The sequence below is a fragment of the Actinomycetota bacterium genome, assembly GCA_040905475.1.
GTDB lineage: Bacteria > Actinomycetota > AC-67 > AC-67 > AC-67 > DATFGK01.
This window is the reverse complement of the sequence record JBBDRM010000003.1, coordinates 1-13,741: the sequence shown is the minus strand read 5'-3', so window position 1 is coordinate 13,741 and position 13,741 is coordinate 1. Positions and strand designations below refer to the sequence as shown.

Annotated in this window: 14 protein-coding genes, 1 rRNA gene and 1 pseudogene; 12 read left to right on the top strand and 4 right to left on the bottom strand. The window is 66.6% G+C overall.

The genetic code is table 11. The features are described from left to right. From WEB06_00430 to WEB06_00415, 4 genes are all read left to right on the top strand, one after another. The coding region (locus WEB06_00430; protein ID MEX2554080.1) for an alanine--glyoxylate aminotransferase family protein at positions 1–270 on the top strand (270 nt) is incomplete at its 5' end. 106 nt (positions 271–376) lie between these two features. Then, a complete protein-coding gene (locus WEB06_00425; protein MEX2554079.1) occupies positions 377–691 on the top strand; it encodes a hypothetical protein in 315 nt (104 codons plus the stop codon). Positions 692–758: 67 nt separating this feature from the next. Then, the gene (locus WEB06_00420; GenBank protein ID MEX2554078.1) at positions 759–2,183 is read left to right on the top strand and encodes an NAD-dependent malic enzyme; all 1,425 of its coding nucleotides are present in this window, start codon (positions 759–761) and stop codon (positions 2,181–2,183) included. Positions 2,184–2,191: 8 nt separating this feature from the next. Next, positions 2,192–2,965 carry a hypothetical protein gene (locus WEB06_00415; protein MEX2554077.1) on the top strand — a complete coding sequence of 258 codons (774 nt, stop codon included), beginning with the start codon at positions 2,192–2,194 and terminating at the stop codon, positions 2,963–2,965. 115 nt (positions 2,966–3,080) lie between these two features. Here WEB06_00415 and WEB06_00410 read toward each other — a convergent pair whose 3' ends face one another. Further along, positions 3,081–3,968, bottom strand: a complete 888-nt coding sequence (locus tag WEB06_00410) for a LysR family transcriptional regulator (GenBank protein ID MEX2554076.1) — start codon at positions 3,966–3,968, stop codon at positions 3,081–3,083. Between the two features lie 106 nt (positions 3,969–4,074). On the opposite strand from WEB06_00410, the gene WEB06_00405 reads away from it, so the two are divergent. Beyond that, complete coding sequence (locus WEB06_00405; GenBank protein ID MEX2554075.1) at positions 4,075–5,019, top strand: CoA ester lyase; 945 nt, start codon at positions 4,075–4,077, stop codon at positions 5,017–5,019. Here WEB06_00405 and WEB06_00400 read toward each other — a convergent pair. Next, on the bottom strand, positions 5,016–5,576 hold the full coding sequence (locus WEB06_00400; protein MEX2554074.1) for a hypothetical protein: 561 nt from the start codon (positions 5,574–5,576) through the stop codon (positions 5,016–5,018). The two genes, WEB06_00405 and WEB06_00400, sit on opposite strands and share 4 nt — an antisense overlap. A 107-nt stretch (positions 5,577–5,683) precedes the next feature. On the opposite strand from WEB06_00400, the gene WEB06_00395 reads away from it, so the two are divergent. The 4 genes and pseudogenes from WEB06_00395 (at position 5,684) to WEB06_00380 (ending at position 9,325) form a co-directional block, all read left to right on the top strand. Next, on the top strand, positions 5,684–6,865 hold the full coding sequence (locus WEB06_00395; GenBank protein ID MEX2554073.1) for an acyl-CoA dehydrogenase family protein: 1,182 nt from the start codon (positions 5,684–5,686) through the stop codon (positions 6,863–6,865). 32 nt (positions 6,866–6,897) lie between these two features. Further along, the gene (locus WEB06_00390; protein MEX2554072.1) at positions 6,898–7,566 is read left to right on the top strand and encodes a maleylpyruvate isomerase family mycothiol-dependent enzyme; all 669 of its coding nucleotides are present in this window, start codon (positions 6,898–6,900) and stop codon (positions 7,564–7,566) included. A 24-nt stretch (positions 7,567–7,590) separates the two neighbouring features. Beyond that, positions 7,591–8,091, top strand: a pseudogene (locus tag WEB06_00385) (MaoC family dehydratase). A gap of 52 nt (positions 8,092–8,143) precedes the next feature. Continuing rightward, positions 8,144–9,325, top strand: a complete 1,182-nt coding sequence (locus WEB06_00380; protein ID MEX2554071.1) for a MarP family serine protease — start codon at positions 8,144–8,146, stop codon at positions 9,323–9,325. A gap of 2 nt (positions 9,326–9,327) precedes the next feature. Here the strand turns inward: WEB06_00380 and WEB06_00375 are convergent, their stop codons facing one another. Beyond that, positions 9,328–9,903, bottom strand: a complete 576-nt coding sequence (locus WEB06_00375) for a hypothetical protein (GenBank protein ID MEX2554070.1) — start codon at positions 9,901–9,903, stop codon at positions 9,328–9,330. Between the two features lie 69 nt (positions 9,904–9,972). Here WEB06_00375 and thiI point away from each other — a divergent pair, with 69 nt between their 5' ends. Both thiI and WEB06_00365 read left to right on the top strand, forming a co-directional pair. Next, positions 9,973–11,142 (top strand): tRNA uracil 4-sulfurtransferase ThiI, encoded by a 1,170-nt coding sequence (thiI, locus tag WEB06_00370; protein ID MEX2554069.1) that lies wholly within the window; start codon positions 9,973–9,975, stop codon positions 11,140–11,142. Between the two features lie 171 nt (positions 11,143–11,313). Continuing rightward, positions 11,314–12,246: a hypothetical protein gene (locus WEB06_00365; protein ID MEX2554068.1), complete on the top strand. Its 933-nt coding sequence runs from the start codon at positions 11,314–11,316 to the stop codon at positions 12,244–12,246. Here WEB06_00365 and WEB06_00360 read toward each other — a convergent pair. Next, entirely contained in the window at positions 12,243–12,497 is a 255-nt protein-coding gene (locus WEB06_00360) for a DUF1918 domain-containing protein (protein ID MEX2554067.1), read from the bottom strand. The two genes, WEB06_00365 and WEB06_00360, sit on opposite strands and share 4 nt — an antisense overlap. A gap of 327 nt (positions 12,498–12,824) precedes the next feature. On the opposite strand from WEB06_00360, the gene WEB06_00355 reads away from it, so the two are divergent. Beyond that, positions 12,825–13,741: ribosomal RNA gene (locus WEB06_00355) — 16S ribosomal RNA — on the top strand; the annotation flags it as partial.

Below are 13,741 nucleotides of genomic sequence, written 5' to 3'. Positions count from 1 at the left end.
GCGAAGCTTCAAGCCGCCTTGGTCGAGATGGGATTCGATCTGCTCGCCGACGAGGGATCCCGCCTCCCACAGCTGACGGCCGCGGCCGTCCCGCCGGGCGTCGACGAACGGGCGACCCGGTCCCGTCTCCTCACCGAGCACGGGATCGAGGTCGGCGGCGGACTCGGCGCGTTCGCCGGCCGAGCCTGGCGCATCGGGCTGATGGGGGAGAGCTGCCGCCCAGACAAACTTGACCGGCTTCTCACGGCGATCGGCGTCGTCGTCAAATAGCTCCGAATCGCCCAAAAAGACATACTCCGGGCGAGGGCCCCGAATCCCATTGACCCGGCACAACCTCCCATCTATCGTCGGCTCGGACGAAGGCAGGGAGGTGGAGATGCGCAGCGCGATCGCACGAGCGGTGCTCGCGCTTTCCCTCATCGCCGCGATGTTCGGGTTCCTCGGCGGTTCCGCATCCCACGCTGCCACGCGATGCGAAGCAGTGCCCCGCGCCGGCTTCGTCTGCATCACGACACCGCCGCACGGGGTCGAGCTATTCCGAGCCGCAGACTCCGGGTTCCAGGATGTGATCGGGATCGGGATCGAGTGCTTCGGAGGCCACTACTACCTGCAGTACCAACTGGGCGACCCGTCCACGTACCGTCCCGTCGCACTCTTCGATCTCGGAACGGAATGCCGGGTCGTGTTCTGACGTCCGCTTCCTCGCGTATCGCCTGAGCGGAACCCGCCCGCCGCAAGGCCCTTATAATCCCGCAACCATGGCTCAGATAACGCCGTCCGCCGGCTACACGCTGACGCTCCGGGTGAACATCGCGAACATCCCCGGCTCGCTCGGACGGCTCACGAGCGCGATCGGCAACGCCGGCGGCGACATCGGCGCCGTCGACCTCGTGGAACATCGCGGCAAGGTCATGGTCCGAGACATCACCGTGAAGTGCCGCGACGAGGCGCACGGACAGACCATCGTCCGGGCCGCCGGCCGGGTTGCCGGCGTCGAGGTCCGCCAGGTCTCCGACCGTACGTTCGACATCCACGCGGCGGGGAAGATCTCCGTCACTCCGCGTTTCCCATTGAAAACCCGCGACGACCTGTCGATGGCCTATACGCCGGGCGTCGGCCGCATCTCCCGCGCCATCGCCGACGAGCCCGACCGGGTGTGGGAGCTGACGATCAAGCAGAACTCCGTCGCCGTGCTGACCGATGGGACCGCCGTTCTCGGGCTCGGCGACGTCGGTCCCGAGGCTGCGATGCCGGTGATGGAGGGCAAGGCGATGCTCTTCAAGGAGTTCGCCGACATCGACGCATACCCGATCTGCGCACGGGTCGGCAGCCCTGAGGAGCTGGTGGCGGTCGCCAAGGCGATCTCGCCGGGTTTCGGCGGCATCAACCTCGAGGACATCGCCGCTCCCGCATGCTTCGCGGTCGAGGAGCAGCTCCGCGCCGAGCTCGACATCCCGGTCTTCCACGACGATCAGCACGGAACGGCGGTCGTCGTTCTCGGTGCGCTTCTCAACGCCGCCCACGTGGTGGGGCGCAGGCTCGAGGACATGACCGTCGTCTTCCTCGGCATGGGGGCGGCCGGCGTCGCGTGCTCGAAGCTGTTGCTTCACGTCGGGATCGGGGACGTGATCGGCTGCGACCGCAACGGCATCGTCCACACCGGGCGTACGGAGAACATGAACGATCAGAAGCGCTGGATCGCGGAGAACACGAATCGCGACGGCCGCACGGGCGGTCTCGACGACGCGTTGCGCGGCGCAGACGTGTTCGTCGGTGTCAGCGGCCCGAACCTCGTGAAGCCGGACTGGCTCGGCGCGATGGCTTCGGACGCGATCGTGTTCGCATTGGCGAACCCGGTTCCCGAGATCATGCCGGAGGAGGTTCCCGCGAACGTCCGGATCGTGGCGACCGGTCGCAGCGACTACCCGAACCAGATCAACAACGTGCTCGTTTTCCCTGGGTTCTTCCGTGGCTTGCTCGACTCTCGCGCGAGCGGCGTGACGATCGAGATGGAGGAAGCCGCGGCCCGCGCGCTCGCGTCGGTAGTGGCGGAAGGGGAGCTCTCCGAGGAGTACATCGTCCCGAGCGTCTTCGACCGGCGGGTCGTCGACGCGACCGCCACCGCCGTCCAGAAGACCGCCGCCGACCAGGGCCTGGCGCGTCTCGGGCGGGCCGGCGACTAAGCACCCGCTTGATCGTTCACCGGATCGTCGCACGGAACACCGCGACCGCATCCCCGAACAAGATCCACGACTCCTCCGTCGCGCGGTCGTACGGTTTCGCCGGCGGTTTGGTGCCCGGCGTGACGGTCTTCGCGTGGATGTGCGGGCCGGCACTCGAGATCTTGGGCGCGGGATCTCTCGAGCGCGGGAGGATCGAAGCCCGGTTCGTGCGTCCGGTCTACGAAGCCGATCGTGTGGAGGTCGAAGGCGTACTCGGGGAAGACGGCGCCGTAGCGCTCACCGTGCGCAAGGGAGACGAGATCTGCGCCACCGGTGCCGCGTCGCTCGTCGATGACGGCTGGGAACCGGATGTGCCGCCGCGCGCTCCGGTCCCCGCGGCACTCCCGGCGGCGAGCGTGGACTCGCTCACGCCCGGCACGGTTCTCGGCTCGCTCGAGGTCCCCTTCGATCTGGGGGGCGCTCGCGAGTATCTCGTATCGGTCGGAGCGGAGCACGCGCCGGGCACCGGCGGTGCCGCGCATCCCGGCTGGTTGATCCTGCTCGCCAACCTCGCCCTCTCCTCCAACGTCGTGCTCGGCCCGTGGATCCATGTCTCGAGCGACATGCGGCTCTTCGCCACCCTCGTCGACGGGGAGCTCGTTGCAGCACGAACGCGGGTCGCAGCCGAGTACCAACGCAAGGGCCACCGTTACGTCGAGCTCGACGTCGTTCTGCTCGCCGAAGAGGTCCGGCCGGTCGCGGTGATCCGGCATACGGCGATCTACGAGCCCCGCAAGCCGTGAGCTCGCTTGTAACCACGGTTGTCGAGCGGCTCGTCGAAGCGTTCGAGCCTCATCGCGACGTGGGCGCTGGGATAAGGTCCTCTTGCGCATTGGAGCGCATCAGTGGCTCGGTCCGCTACGAGCGGAAGGCTGCCGTCTCGCGCACCAAGGTCTCGGCGAGCTCCAGGACCGCCTGCGACGGGGATGGATCAGCGAGCCACGCGATCACGTAATCGAAGTCCTCGCGCGTTCCGGCACGAGCGAGGGGCACGGCGACGACGTCGGCGGGAACGCGCACCGTGTCTGGGAGGACCCCGACGCCCCAGCCGCGGCGCGCCAGGGACAGCACCGCCTCGGGCGTCGCGTTGCTGAGCCGGATCTGGAGGCGCAGCCCCGTTCGGGTGGCGAGATTCAGGACGTGCCGGGCGACCATGAACTCGGGGGCAAGCATCAGGAGCGGCTCGCCGGCCAGCTCCGTCACCGAGATCGACCGCCGCCGCGCGAAACGGTGCCCGCGGCTCACGACGGCGTTCACGCGCCAGCGCCCGAGCGTCCGGGACGTCATCCCTTCCCCGACCGCCGAGCCCGGCAAGGTCGCCAGATCCACCCGGTGCTCGCGCAGGGCGCGGACGGCGTCGTCGGCATCAAGTGCCGTCACCTCGAGCAACACTGCCTGGTTGCGATCCTGGAATCGTACGATCCCGCGGGCCAGCGCCGGGATCCCGCCGGCGAGGCTCGACATCCTGATCCGGCCGGCGGCGCCTTGGGCGATCGCCACCGCGTCCTCCCGGGCCCGGTCCAGCTCGGCGATCATCCGGCCGGCGGCCGCGGCGACGGATTCCCCGAGGGCGGTGGGAGCCGCGTGGCGGGGGAGCCGCTCGAAGAGCCTTCCGCCGAGCTCGTCCTCGAGCCGGGAGATCCGCCGGGAGAGCGCCGGCTGGGCGACGCGGAGCTCGCGCGCAGCCGCGGTGAAGGTTCCCGCCGCGATGATCGCCCGCACGGCCACGAGGTCCTCGAGGTTCATCTCTCAAAGCATACCCCGAAGGTATAGAAAGCCTAACGAGAAACATTGGACAGGGCCGCCCGCCCTGGGAGAGACTCCTGGATAGCCGTCACGAGGAGGACCAGACGTGAGAGCCCGCCGATCCTGCCTTTCCGTCCCCGGTTCGAGCCCCAAGATGCTCGCGAAGGCCGCCGGCCTGCCCGCCGACGAAGTGTTCTTCGACCTCGAGGACTCGGTGGCCCCGCTAGAGAAGGAAGCGGCTCGCGGCAACGTGATCCAGGCTTTGAAGGAGAACGAGTACAAGGCGCCGACCAAGGTGCTTCGCGTCAACGGCGTCTACACGAAGTGGTGCGCCGGGGATCTCCAGGAGGTCGTGGAAGCGGTCGGCGAGCACCTCGACGCGATCATGATCCCCAAGGTCGAGACGGTCTCCGACGTGAAGTTCGTGTCGAACATGCTCCGGATGATCGAAGACAACCTGGGTTTCACCAAACGGCTCGGGATCGAGGTCCAGATCGAAACCGCGCTCGGCCTGTTGAACCTTCGCGACATCGCGGCGAGCGACGATCGGATCGAGGACCTGATCCTCGGCCCGGCCGACATGAGCGCATCACTCGGGCTGCCGACCGTCACCGCCGGCGAGCCGATCCCCGGCTACGAGAACCTCGACCACTTCCATTACGTGCTCACGCACATCAACATCGCCGCGCGCGCCAACAACCTCCAGGCGATCGGCGGGCCGTACCTGCTGATCCGCGACCTGGACGGCTTCCGCGCCGCCGCGATGCGGGAACGCGCGCTCGGCTACGACGGCAAGTGGGCGCTGCACCCCGACCAGATCAAGATCTTGAACGAGGTTTTCGCCCCCACGCAGGACGAGTTCGACAAGGCGGAGGCCGTCCTCGAGCACTACAAGCACGTGACCGAGGTCGAGCGCAAAGGCGCCGTCATGTTCGGCAAAGAGATGATCGACGAAGCCTCCCGCAAGATGGCCGAGCAGTTCGCCGCGCGCGGACGCGCCGCCGGGATGGAGCGCGTCAAGGGCGTCGAAGAGTTCCTGAAGGGGGACTAACGCTGTCCCCAGTCGTCCCAGAGGATGTCCGGGTCGGAGGGACGCGCCGGTTCGGGCGCTTTCCACTCGGAACCGCCTTCGCTTTCCTGGAGGCGCTCCCTCCACGCGCCCAAAGGATCCGTCTCGGGGACCGCCGCGCCGGCGCCCGCGTTCCCCGGCGCGCCGGCTTCGGTCGGGCCGGGCGGCGCGACGCCGGGCGGCCGTTCCGGGATGATCGCGTACTTGCGACGGAACGCGGCCGGGTCGAGCTTCATCAAGTCGTCCATGATCTCGCTGTGCTTCCGGACCCCAGCGTCGCGCGAGGTGAATTCGCGCCACCATGCCACGTTGCCTTCACGGTCGAGGATCCGCACGAGGTCGCCTCGAGAGTTGCGCCGCACGTCCTGTTCCTGCGCCTCCGAGATCACCAGCGGACGGTTCGGGTCCGGCCCAACCGGACGCATGAGCGGGATGCCGCCCAGCGGGGAGGCGGCTTGCCAGGCAACCCGGCGCATGGTCGTGAGCGAATCCGACTCGATCCGTTCGACCAGGTAAAGCATGGCCGCGATGTCGTTCATGTCCTCCCTCGCACTCGTTGGTTGACCACGTTCTCGGCAACGTTCGAAGATGGTTTCGGCCCACTTCCGTCCCCGATTGAGGGGGACGCCCGACCGCGGGAGCCGCGATGTCCATCGTCCAGCTGACCGAAGACCAGCGCATGATCGTGGATGCCGTCCGCGAGTTCGTGGAGCGGGAGGTCATCCCCGTCGCCGACGAGATGGAGCACAACGACGAATACCCGGAGAAGATCGTCGAGCAGATGAAGGAGATGGGCCTCTTCGGGATGATGGTTCCCGAGGAGTACGGCGGTCTCGGTATGCCGCTGCTCACCTACGCGCTCGTGATCGTCGAGCTCGCCCGCGGCTGGATGACGCTGTCGGGGATCCTCAACACCCACACGATGGGCACGTACTTCATCAAGACGTTCGGGACCGAGGATCAGAAGCAGCGCTTCCTGCCGAAGATGATCACCGGCAATCCGCGGGCCGCCCTGCTCATGAGCGAACCGCACGCGGGCTCGGACGTCCAGGCGATCAAGACCAAGGCCGTGCGCGACGGCGATGAGTACGTGATCAACGGGCAGAAGATGTGGGTCACCAACGGCCTGCGGGCCGGCATCTGCATGACGCTCACGAAAACCGACCCCGAGGCCAAGCCGCCCTACAAGGGCATGTCGATGTTCATCGTCGAGAAAGAGCCCGGCGCCGAGCGCTCCGGCGGCGTCATCGTCGGCAAGAACATCCCGAAGCTCGGCTACAAGGGCGTCGAGACGGTCGAGCTCGCCTTCGACGACCACCGCGTCCCCGCCGCGAATCTCCTCGGCGGCGAGGAGGGCCAAGGATTCATCCACAACATGGGCACGATCGAGGTCGGCCGCGTCAACGTGGCCGCCCGCGCGGTCGGGGTCGCGCAACGCGCGTTCGAGGAAGCGATCCGCTACGCGCAGGGCCGCAAGACCTTCGGCAAGCCGATCGCGCAGCATCAAGCGATCGAGTTCAAGCTCGCGGAGATGGCCACCAAGATCGAGGCCGCGAAGATGCTGATGATCAACTCTGCGGTCCGTAAGGACGCCGGCGAGCGAACCGACCTCGAAGCCGGCATGGCCAAGCTCTACGCGTCGGAGATGTGCTTGGAGGTTTGCACCGACGCGATGCGCATCCACGGCGGCTACGGCTACTCGAAGGAGTTCACCGTCGAGCGGCTGTTCCGCGACGCGCCGTTCTTCCTGATCGGGGAGGGGACGAGCGAGATCCAGAAGCGCGTCATCGGACGCCAGCTCCTCGAGCGGTACAAGGTCGAAGGCTAGTCTCCCGCTCCTCGCGTGAACCGGAGGACCTCGTGACCGAGCCGATCGACGCGCTGCAAGCGGAGACCGCGCGCGCGCAGGCGTTGCTCGCCGGGCTGAGCCACGACGACTGGCGACGCCCGACCCGCTGTCAACCGATGAACGTCCGCGAGCTGGCCGTGCACGCGATGCGTGGCGCCTACCGGATCGTCGAGTTCCTCGGGACGCCCGTCCGCGACGCCGAACCCGAGAAGGACGCGGTCACCTACTTCCGATACGACCCGGTCGCGGTCGGCGTAGGGGTCGTGTCCCGGGCGCAGGAAGAGTCGGCCGCGCGCCCCGCCGACGCCGATCTCGCGAGCGAGTGGGACACCGCTTGGAAGCAAGCGCTCGAGTCCGCGCGCGCGGCGGCTGGAGACGACCCCGTCGTCGCCAGCCCGCTCGGCACGATCCGGCTCCGCGAGTATCTCCGTACCCGATGTGTCGAAGTGACGATCCACATGATGGATCTCGCGGATGCGCTCGGGCGCGAGGCCGACCCGTCCCCGGAAGGCCTCGAAGCCGCCTGCGACGTGTTGCGCGGGCTGCTCGGCACCGACCTGCGCCCGCTCGGGATGGTCGACACGCGCTTCGCGCTCGTCGGCACCGGTCGCGACGAGCTCACCCCGGCCGAGCGAGAGATGCTCGGGCCGCTTTCGGGTTCGTTCCCGCTGCTTCAGTAGATCGAGGAGGTCGACATGGGAGAGGCCCGGCCGTTCGGACGATACTTCGAGGACTTCGAGATCGGCGACGTCTACAAGCACTGGCCCGGCAAGACGATCACGGAGTACGACGATCATCTGTTCTGCATGATCACGATGAACCATCACCCGCTCCACACCAACGCGCACTATGCGGAGTCGCAGACCCAGTTCAAACGAAACGTCGTCGTGGGCAACCTCGTCTACTCCCTCGCGCTCGGCATGAGCGTCCCCGACGTCTCCGGCCGCGCGATCGCGAATCTCGAGGTCGAATCCCTCAAGCACACGTCCCCGATGTTCCACGGCGACACCCTGTACGCGGAGACCAAGGTGCTCGACGTACAGGAATCCAAGTCGAAGGAGGATCGGGGGATCGTCGGCGTGGAGACGCGGGGCTACAACCAGGACGGCGTCGAGGTCCTCTATTTCCGGCGCAAGGTCATGGTGCCGAAGCGCTCCCACCATCCTGAGGAGCAGCCGGGCCGCCCGGCTCCACGAGAGGCCTGATCTCTCTCCGCGGCGCCCTGACGTACACTGCCGCCGGTATGGGGGCCAACGGTTGAACTGGATCGATCTCGTCATCCTCGTTTCGATCGGGCTCGCTCTGTGGTCCGGTCTGGCGCGCGGCGCCTTGCTGCAAGTGTTCTCGTGGGGCGGGTTTTTCGCCGGGCTGCTCCTCGGATCGATCATCGCCCCCCCGATCGTCAACGCGATCAACCCCGACGACGTGACCACGAAGGCTTTCCTCGGGCTCGGCGTCTTCCTCGGGATCGCGTTCCTGTTCGAGGCGCTCGTTGCGGCGCTCGGCCTTACGGTCCGCAAGCGGATCACGAGGATCGGAGCGCGCAAGGTGGACCGGATCCTCGGCGGGATCATCGGCATCTTCTTCGCGCTTGTCGGCGCGTGGTTCCTCGGCTCCACGCTCAAGCGGGGGCCCTCGCCGACGCTCGCGCGCGCGGTCAAGGATTCGACCGTCCTGCGAGCGATCGACGAGGTCTTCCCCCGGCCGCCGGCGATCCTCGCCGAGATCGGCCGCTTCCTCGACCAGTCGGGGTTCCCGGACGTTTTCGCGCAGCTGAACCCGTCGCTCGCTCCCGGTGTCGAGCCTCCGCCGGCATCGCTCGCGAACGACAAGGAGATCCTGGCGGCCGCCGAAGGCACCTACAAGATCGAGAGTGTCGGATGCGGCGGCGTCGTCGACGGCAGCGGTTTCCCGCTCGATCCTCGGCACGTCATCACCGCCGCCCACGTGGTGGCCGGCACGGCGAACCATCGGGTGATCGATCCGCAGGGGGGCTCGATCCGCGGTGTCGTCGTCTTCATCAACACGGACATCGATATCGCGGTGATCCGGGTGTCGTCGACCCCCGATCACATCCTCGATATGACCATCGAGCCGGCGCAGCGGCGCGAGGACGGCGCCGCGATCGGATATCCGGGCGGCGGGAGGCGCAGGATCTCGCCGGCCCGGGTTCGGGCGCGTACTGAGGCCCGCGGCCGCGACATCTACAACCGCAAGCTCGTCTCTCGCGATGTATACGTGCTCTCGGCGAAGGTCATCCAGGGGAACTCGGGCGGTCCGTTCGTGGACGAAGACGGCGTCGTCCGCGGGATGATCTTCGCGGCATCGGCCGACGACCCGAACGAGGCGTACGCGCTCACAGCCACCGAGATCGATCGCGCCTACGACGCCGCGAAGAACCGCACCCGTGCCGTTGCCACCGGCAGCTGCGCCCTCTAGTTTTAGCCCGCTTTCTCTGCCCGCGCGGCGATCTTCGCGGCAAGCCCGCGCGCAACCTTGGGATCCGGCGCCGGGTTCCCCACGCCGACGAGCGAGAAGAGCCCGTTCTTCACTCGCCACAAAATGGCGAGCCCCGGAAGCGGTGTGTCGTCGAGCGTGGAGAAACGGAACGAGAACACCTCTTCCCCGAGATCCTGCATCACGAGCGGGGTGAAGTCTTGGGCCCGGTCCTTCAGCCGCTGGACGTAGAAGTCGAACCCGTCGGCGGCGGCCTTCTCGTCCCTCAAGATGACGGCGAAGGTTCCGTAGAACGCCGAACCCACCGGAGCCTTGTCCTTGTCGGGAACGTAGTTCGCCGTCGCGAACGATGTGATCCAACCGATCTTGAAGCCGAGCTGCGAAAGCCGGATCCTGACTTCGATGTCGGTGACGAACTCCTCGAGCTCGACCTTCGGGCCCAACGACTCGGCGTCGATCTGCGTGCCCGGCGGCGCGTCGGTAGCCGACGGCATTATGCGGGCGAGGTTCTTGGCCGTGAGCGCCGAGCTGCCACCACAGGCGATCAGGAGCGCGCTCACCGCGACGGCAAAGGATCGGTGCTTCATAGCGCTGATAATAGGGTTTCCCGCAAGGACTACACTGAAGGCATGCCGACCCGTCCCTACGCGATCGTCCACTATCACGAGATCGGCCTCAAGGGCCGCAACCGCTCGCTGTTCGAGAACATCCTCGTGCGCAACCTCACCACCGCCCTGACCGGGACCGGTGCGGCGAAGCCGCGGAAACTTCCGGGTCGGGTCCTGATCGCTCTGGAGCCCGGAGCCGACCGCGAGTTGGTTGCCGAACGGTTGTCGCGGGTCTTCGGCGTGGCGAATTTCGGACTCGGGGTCGGCGGCCGGCTCGACCCGGACGCGCTCGGAGAGGTGGCGTGGTCCGTCGTGCGCGAGCGCGATTTCGAGTCGTTCGCCGTGCGCGCCAGGAAGGCGCACTCCGTTTTCGCCCTCTCGTCCCGTGAGATCAACGAGAAGGTCGGCGCCTATCTCCTCGAACGTAGCGGCAAGCGCGTCAACCTGTCGGAGCCCGATCTGACCTGTCACATCGAGATCGTTGGAGACCTCGTCATCGTGTACGCGGATCGGCGCAAGGGGGCTGGTGGGCTGCCGGTCGGTTCGTCCGGCAAGGTCGTCGCGCTCATCTCGAGCGGCATCGACTCGCCCGTGGCCGCCGCTCGCATGATGCGTCGCGGTTCTCGTGCCGTGTTCGCGCATTTCCATTCGCAGCCGTACACCGACGCCTCGAGCGCGCGTCAGGTTGCCGAGATCGTCGAGATCCTCACGCGCCACCAGTACGCGACGACGCTCTACCTGCTTCCGCTGGCGCCGTCGCAGAAGATGATCGCGGCGGAGTGTCCCGAGCCGCTCCGCACGCTCCTGTACCGCCGCATGATGATGCGCATGGCCTCCGAAGTCGCTCGCAGAGAAAGCGCGGGCGCGCTCGTTACCGGCGACTCGCTGGGACAGGTGGCGTCACAAACGCTCGAGAACCTCCGTGCCGTCGAGGACGCAGCGGATCTCCCGGTCCTCCGTCCGCTCGTCGGGCGCGATAAGGAAGAGATCGTCGACGAGGCCTCGATGCTCGGCACGTTCGGCGTTTCGAGTGCGCCCTGTCAGGAAGCGTGTGTTCTCTTCGAGCCGAAACGGCCTGCGACGAAGGCCACTATCGAGCAGGTGCGCGCCGCCGAAAGCAAGCTCGACCTGGATGCCTTCGTCACCGAGGCGATCGCCGGCGCCGAGGTGCGTACGTTCCGCTTTCCCTGACCACTCCGAGTAGTTCTAGCTGCGGCGTTGTTTTTCCCACTCTCGCCGGGTAGCCTTACCGACCTTACCTCGGAGGATCCGATGCCTTCCCCTAGGAACACCTCTCGAGGCGGTGCAACGAATGCCGCCGAACGACCGTATTCCTCTCCCTCACTTGAGGTGCTCGGCGAATTGGAAGTATCGAACTCCCTTTCCGCGCTCGAGGCGCGCCTCGACTCGATCGAGCTCGACATCGCGCGCGTCGTCACCATTCGCGAAGAGGACTCGCGCCGCATCTCCGGCGAGATGCAAGTGATGCGCGCGCGCGTCGAGGATGCCCTCACTGCCGTCACCGATACCGCGCAAGATCTGCGCGACGCTTGGGTTGGGATCGACACGCGCATCGCCGAGCTCATCGACTCCCGCTTCGATGGTCAGCAGACCTCTGTCGACGCCATCCGCGCGCAGCTAGCGCAAGGACTCGAAGCGACGCGAATGGCGGTCGAAGCCGCGGAGGCACGGCTGCACGGCGAGGTCGAAGCGCTCTCCGGTACGAGCGTCGAGCAGGTGCGTGCGATCAGCGATCTCGTCGAGCAGGCGCGTTCCCGTGCCGATGAGGTCGTCGCCGAGGTCGAAAGCCGCGTCGGCGAGGCGCTCGCAGGGACCCGCGCCGACAACGGTTCCTTCGGGGAGGAGCTTGGGGCAGTCGCCTCGCAGCTCCGCGACGAGATGGCCGGACGCGAGAAGGCGTACGAGGAACGGATCAGCGCGATGGCCGAGCGGGTCGGCTCGATCGCCTCGTCGTTCGACACGCTCATGGGCAAGGTCGCGGTCGACGAGGCGCGACTCGCCGGCGGACGGGCCGGCACCGACGGGAGCGTTGCCGTCCTGACCCAGCAGATCCGCGCGCTGGAGAATCGAGTTGCGGGCCTCGCCGAGACGGTGGCAAGCACGGCGACCGAGCGGGTCGAAGCGATGCAGGGGCAGGTGACCGAAGTGCGGGAGGCGATCCTTCGGGTAGCCGAACGGGTCGGGTCCACCGCGTTCCTCACCCGCCGGGTCGCCGACCTCGAGGTCCGGCTGGCCGAGCTGAATGCGAAGCTCGACCGGACCCCGGCGATCTAGTTCTTCTTCGCGGACTTCGCTTTCACCGCCGGCTTCGCAGCCTTCTTCTTCGGAACCGCGCTGTGCTTCGCGGCTTTCGCCGATCCCGGCAAGAAGCTGACCGATCCGGCTCCCGGCGCCATGATCGTCTCGCCTCCGTCGGTCCAGCGAACCTTGATAAGGCTTCCGAGGGTCTCGACCAAGGTGCCTTCCCTCCGGCCGCCCCCGACCTTCGATCCTTCGACGACGACTCGATCACCAGGCTTGGGCATTGACCGATCCTCCCTGCTCAGCACACGTTTTCGCGGAAGCTCGTGCCGGTTGCCTTCTCACGAGCGAGGGCTATACTATCCCTCTGCCGTCCACTGGGGACGGTGACACACCTCCTGGACACCAACCTTAGGGATAAGGGTGGAGTCTGGGCTGTCTGCGCCTTGAAAACTGCATAGCGAGAGACAGCTGAAGCTCGAGTTCTCGGGTAAGCGAGACTCGGGCCACGCAAAGAGCGGACTCCTTTGAAATGCCTTGCAAAGAGATCAAACGCCTGTTGCCCCGGAGGTAGCTCTTCGGAGCAAACTTCGGTGGTCGCAGGAGTGACCTCGATGGAGGGTTTGATCCTGGCTCAGGATGAACGCTGGCGGCGTGCCTAATACATGCAAGTCGAGCGATCGGACTCGGGGTAGCAATACTCCGAGTTACGGAGCGGCGAACGGGTGAGTAACACGTGAGCAACCTGCCTCAGAGACGGGGATAACGCTGGGAAACCAACGCTAATACCCGATGACCCTGCAGTGGGACATCCCGCAGCAGGCAAAAGGTTGGGCAACCTTCTGCTCTGAGAGGGGCTCGCGGCCTATCAGCTTGTTGGCGGGGTAACGGCCCACCAAGGCTATGACGGGTAACTGGCGTGAGAGCGCGATCAGTCACACCGGGACTGAGACACGGCCCGGACTCCTACGGGAGGCAGCAGTAGGGGATCTTGGACAATGGGCGAAAGCCTGATCCAGCGACGCCGCGTGGGGGACGAAGGCCTTCGGGTTGTAAACCCCTGTTGTTGGGAAAGAAGCCGGGCTTCGCCCGGTGACGGTACCCAACGAGGAAGCCCCGGCTAACTACGTGCCAGCAGCCGCGGTAAGACGTAGGGGGCGAGCGTTATCCGGATTCACTGGGCGTAAAGGGCGCGCAGGCGGTTACGTAAGTCCGGCGTGAAATCCCACGGCTTAACTGTGGAACTGCGTCGGATACTGCGTTGACTTGAGGATGGTAGAGGCCATTAGAACTAGCGGTGTAGCGGTGAAATGCGCAGATATCGCTAGGAATGCCGGTGGCGAAGGCGGATGGCTGGGCCACTCCTGACGCTGAGGCGCGAAAGCTAGGGGAGCGAACCGGATTAGATACCCGGGTAGTCCTAGCCGTAAACGGTGGGTGCTAGGTGTGGGGGTCGCAAGACTTCCGTGCCGCAGCTAACGCATTAAGCACCCCGCCTGGGGAGTACGGCCGCAAGGCTAAAACTCAA

Excerpts from the sequence above, each read along its gene's own strand:
- WEB06_00425 (MEX2554079.1), top strand. The coding sequence starts at position 377 with ATGCGCAGCGCGATCGCACGAGCGGTGCTCGCGCTTTCCCTCATCGCC.
- WEB06_00420 (MEX2554078.1), top strand. The coding sequence starts at position 759 with ATGGCTCAGATAACGCCGTCCGCCGGCTACACGCTGACGCTCCGGGTG.
- WEB06_00410 (MEX2554076.1), bottom strand. The coding sequence starts at position 3,968 with ATGAACCTCGAGGACCTCGTGGCCGTGCGGGCGATCATCGCGGCGGGA.
- WEB06_00400 (MEX2554074.1), bottom strand. The coding sequence starts at position 5,576 with ATGAACGACATCGCGGCCATGCTTTACCTGGTCGAACGGATCGAGTCG.
- WEB06_00395 (MEX2554073.1), top strand. The coding sequence starts at position 5,684 with ATGTCCATCGTCCAGCTGACCGAAGACCAGCGCATGATCGTGGATGCC.
- thiI (MEX2554069.1), top strand. The coding sequence starts at position 9,973 with ATGCCGACCCGTCCCTACGCGATCGTCCACTATCACGAGATCGGCCTC.
- WEB06_00360 (MEX2554067.1), bottom strand. The coding sequence starts at position 12,497 with ATGCCCAAGCCTGGTGATCGAGTCGTCGTCGAAGGATCGAAGGTCGGG.